General features: G+C 31.1%; 3 protein-coding genes. All 3 read right to left on the bottom strand.

The annotated features are described in order from the left end of the window. Positions 1-185: 185 nt before the first annotated feature. Positions 186-1,037 carry an HNH endonuclease gene (locus U2P91_RS17590; protein ID WP_111889538.1) on the bottom strand — a complete coding sequence of 284 codons (852 nt, stop codon included), beginning with the start codon at positions 1,035-1,037 and terminating at the stop codon, positions 186-188. Beyond that, a complete protein-coding gene (locus U2P91_RS17585; protein WP_111889539.1) occupies positions 1,037-2,554 on the bottom strand; it encodes an AAA family ATPase in 1,518 nt (505 codons plus the stop codon). Before U2P91_RS17585 ends, U2P91_RS17590 begins: the two co-directional genes overlap by 1 nt. Positions 2,555-2,707: 153 nt before the next feature. Continuing rightward, entirely contained in the window at positions 2,708-4,519 is a 1,812-nt protein-coding gene (locus tag U2P91_RS17580; protein ID WP_111889540.1) for an ATP-dependent endonuclease, read from the bottom strand. Positions 4,520-4,635 lie beyond the last annotated feature (116 nt).

The raw sequence follows: 4,635 nt of genomic DNA, 5'->3' as shown, positions 1-4,635 counted from the left end.
TGCCTAATCAAAACGCGAAAGGAGATTTATCTAAAAATTTCTAATTTCGTGTCTTGACAAGCGTGTACATTATATAACAATAAATCTATTGATGAAAAAACGCACTGGTAATCCTATATTTGCAGTAGCCGTAGATATTTTAATGAAGGTATATTTATTATGAAAGGAAAGATTATAAGGAGCTATTAATCGTCTAAATATGTTTCTACAAACCACTCATTATTATGTAATGCTCTATATAATGCAGATTTCCAACTATTTTGATCGTGTTTTTCACAACTGTTCTTAGTATCAAGCAAATCTTCATAGAGTGCTTTTATCCCTGCAGTTCTTTTGATTTTTTTTAGTTTATACTTTACATTTAAAATTTCATCTATTGCCTGAACACGAAATAGGTGTTCTAAATCAAAAAGTATAAAATGAGTTATTATTCTTTGATAAAGAGAGATATCGTAATTAGCAGGTTTAACGGTGTTAAATTGTATTGATATATTTGATGATGTATTATCTTTCTTTATCTCAGAAGTTAACCATATCTCATCGTCGATGTTATCATAATATGGATGCAAGTGAGTTTGTTCAAACGTTTCAAATTGTTTTTTTCCTTTAATTTTATTGCAGTCGAAGCAAGCTGGTACTAAATTAATAGGTGAAATTGCAAGGGAGGGGAATAGTTGTTTACTCATAAAATGGTCAAGAGTTGAAACAATCCTAACTCCGCACAATGGACATTTTTCGTTTGGGGCTGATATTTTAATTTTTTCATAATGAATTCTACCAGGCTGTTTTTGTTTTGAAAATTTATTGTTGTATAGGTCTACCATTTCTTTTGTACTTAATATATCATTAGTATTATCGTGAGGAACCAACAAATGGACACTGTTTTCTAACATACTGGAGTCAAAATGATCTGTATAATCTTTAATAAAAGGAATAGACTCAGTGAATTTTCTTTTCAGTTCTTCATTTTCGTAATTAGATACACAGTCAGTGATGATATCTTCAATGTTATTTTCAGGCTTTTCTATCCTTTTCATTATTCTGTTTCCTTTTCTTTTAAAGCGACTAATATTCTAAGTAAAGCTTTTGCTTCATCCCCTAATTCGTTGTTAAAAACATCGAAAACGGTTTCTAAATCGTAATCTTCTTTTTTTAGAACTTCTTTTAATAGATGATGGAATCCAGATTTTTCAACTTCTAAACCAAATACTTCTCTATTTAATGCATTAATATTAGTTCCAAAAGTTTCTTGTTGTAGGTTCTCCAGAGAGATGAAATATTTTGATCTTTGCATTTTCCAAACACAACTAGAAGGTACTTCTTGAAGTATGATAGGTGAATGCGTAGCAAGGATTGAAACAGCATTCTTTTCTGTTAGAATATCAGATAATGCTCTGGTAAAAGCTGATAATAAAGGGGGATGTAGATGTGTTTCTGGTTCATCAATGATAATTAATGATTTTTCTTCAATAACTTCAACTAATTGAGTTATTATTAATAAAATAATCTTATGACCTGAACTTAAACGCGTAAATATATCACATGTTTCTTTAGAAAATTTGGTTTGGTCTTCATTAAATACAATTTTGGAAATTAATGATTCCTCGAAATAATTGTCGTAATTTAGAATCCCCATTGCATTTTGCCAAAGTTTACTTTTCGATTTACTAGAAAGGATCTTAAATAAACTGTTAGAAAATTGTATGGAAAGCTCATTAACTCTTGAAGCAGCACTTTTTTCGTTGTTTAAACCAATAAAAATCATAGATTTGACTTGGGAAAATATGGCTGACGGAAAATCATCAAAAGCGCTAAAGCCAACGCAAATTACATTTGCAAATAAATTGCTAGCTGGTAATTTTTCGTTGTTTCTGGGATCGAAAAAAAAGCCGTTTTCCGCATCATTATTACTAGTAATCACTTTAATAAGGTTTTTTATAAAGTAAGTTTTCCCTACGCCGTTTCGTCCAATAATTATGTGAATATTGGTAGGAGGATTAGATTCAGGTTTAACTCTGAAAGTTATTTTTGCTGGGTTGTTCACTACTAAAGTTTTTTCGTTAGTTTTTATAAGAGTTGGAAATGAATATCCAAATGAAAAATTTGTAAGTTTTGCACCACCATTAGCCACACGCGTAAATTGATTCGTTATCTCTTTTTCTGAAATATCTCTCATAAGGGAAATTTGTGTAACTCTTTGATTTTTATGCTTTTCAAAAAGAGCGATATTAAATGCCATATCATTTAATGAAGTGAGAACTTCTTCCCTGAGATTATCACCTAAATTTTTAAGGTTTTCATAGTATTCAACACTTTGACCAACTGAAAAAAAGATAGCATCTAAACGATCAAAATGTCTTGGAATATCTGCTCGACGTTGACCACTTTCCATATTAGTTTGACCTATTTTGATATTACCTATTTCAGTAGTTTTATTGGTTTTATCTATATATTTCAAGCAATACATTGTTGAAAATTCGAACCAATCGTCCCAACTATCTGTTTCTAATAAGAAACCCTCATCAATACGAAATTTTTCTATTTTAAATCTCATTATGTTTTACCTTACAAAATATTATTTTAGCCAAAAGTTTATGGGGCAGTAAAATGTGTTGAATTTAATTTTGCATGTCGATATTCGTGAAAATGTACTCTTTAGATACGGGGAACTTTCATTGATTCATATCCAAAGTGCATTCTCTAAAAATCAACTCATCAATTTAAGAAAATCCGTAATCATTTCTGTTAATTCGTAATGGATTATACCGTTGTCTTCGTACTTTTCAACTTCACGAATTCTCGCACCAGTCATTTTTGGCCAAAGTTTTATTAATACATCATTTTTACCTATATTGGTAGCGTGATTAATTATTTCCTTAGCATCATCTGTATCGGAATATTGGACGGTTTCTCTAACACAATCATAGTGGATATAGTTTTCAGGTTCTCTTTTTCTGGTTGTATAGGCTTTGATACCCTTTTTTCTTAATTCTGAGACTTTCTTAAAATTGTAAGTTTGTTCTGCTGCACCGTTGTCGGAATCTAACAAAATTCCCCAAGGTAGATAGAACTGATCTATTAGCTTTAAGTTAATCCAGTATTTTAAAGTTCCACAGCCTCCAATTGGAACGATCGCGAAATTTGCTTTTTCAAAAGTAGTTTCTAAAAAACCATCTTTATACAAACATTGTGCTGCGTGGTTTAGAAAGATAACATCACCAGGTCCCTCGACTAATATTATCGCACGAGTGTTCATGTTGATGGGATTAGGTAATACACCGAGCTCATTACATATTAACTCATATGTAGTATCACTATTTGACATCACTATTCTTTTTTCATCATCATTACTTTTGCTTAGAAATCTTAAATTTTCAATATTTATCATACTTGCCAAAGCCGGTGTATGAGTTGTTAAAATGATTTGTGTGTTTGGCGTATGTGATAATTCTAGAAATGCTTCAACTAATAGTGCTTGATGATCTGGATGCTGTGAAGTTTCTGGTTCTTCGAAAGCATATATTATGGATGAACTATTGGATTCTTTGAGCCGTCTTTCTGCTTCGGCTCTGAAAAAATTCAGTAAAATTAGCCGACGCACACCACTACCTCGTTTATTAATGGGAATGTTATTATCTGAATTTATAGATAATTTAAAAAGAGAATCGAATTTGGGTTCACTTTTAAATTCAGGAACTAACGAATTCGCCAAATCAGGCGACATTTCTTTCAGTTTTTCAAGGGTTCTTATTGCTGTATCAAGGGTTCTTTGTCGAACAGCTTCTTTAATATTTTCTAATTCTTCAGATACTTCAATTAAGGCTTGTTGAATAGCTATTTTCATTGGATCAGTAATTTCATTGTCATCATCTGTACTTGATCGGTCAGATTGAAATAATGCATACATTGGTAGATACAGTTTAAGATTATCATAGATTTTTTTTGCGTCTTCTTTATCTGCTGGTATAAGGATGACTTCTTTATAACAATTTTTATTAGTTAAACGGATTGCCTGGCGAATTTCTGCATTGATTGAGGCGTTATAGCTCTCTTTACTTATTTTAAGAGATTCAGCTCGCTTCTTAAGATCAGCATTTTTTAAAGTCAATAAGTCACTGTAGTCTGTATCGGAAGGATGAAGACATCTTATGAATACGCTTTCTTTGGGTTTAGCAGAAGTAGCTTTAAATATTTTCAAAATTTCAAGCTCTCCATTTTCGTTTAATAAAAATTCGTTTTCTAAACTTGTTTTGAAAGCAGCATCAATTGTTACTTGAGAAGGAAGGTCTGTAAAAGTACAAGTAATCTTGATGTTCTCGTCATTGCCAAGTCTATTGACCGATAAATCGTTTTTGTCACAAGTAACAATTGAATTGTTAAAGAATATCTCAAGTGCCTCAAGGATGGTTGATTTGCCTATATCATTTTTTCCAATAATTGCTGTTAGATTGTCGAAATTGATTTCTGTTTTATCCAGATATGCTCTAAAGTTTTCAATTGCTACTTTACTTAGTTTCATAAGACACTCCTAAATTTATTTATTGAGTTAAAATACTCTTAATATAATGTCCACAAATAGTTGGACACAAAATCCAGAAAATAAGATAAACTATACACATGAGTAGAAAACGACGA

The sequence above is a fragment of the Acetobacterium sp. K1/6 genome (genome assembly GCF_034438075.1).
Classification (GTDB): domain Bacteria; phylum Bacillota; class Clostridia; order Eubacteriales; family Eubacteriaceae; genus Acetobacterium; species Acetobacterium carbinolicum.
This window is presented reverse-complemented; position numbering and strand designations above follow the sequence as displayed.

What these genes read in the sequence shown, in the direction of transcription:
- U2P91_RS17590 (WP_111889538.1), bottom strand. Translation starts at nt 1,037, where the DNA reads ATGAAAAGGATAGAAAAGCCTGAAAATAACATTGAAGATATCATCACT.
- U2P91_RS17580 (WP_111889540.1), bottom strand. Translation starts at nt 4,519, where the DNA reads ATGAAACTAAGTAAAGTAGCAATTGAAAACTTTAGAGCATATCTGGAT.
- U2P91_RS17585 (WP_111889539.1), bottom strand. Translation starts at nt 2,554, where the DNA reads ATGAGATTTAAAATAGAAAAATTTCGTATTGATGAGGGTTTCTTATTA.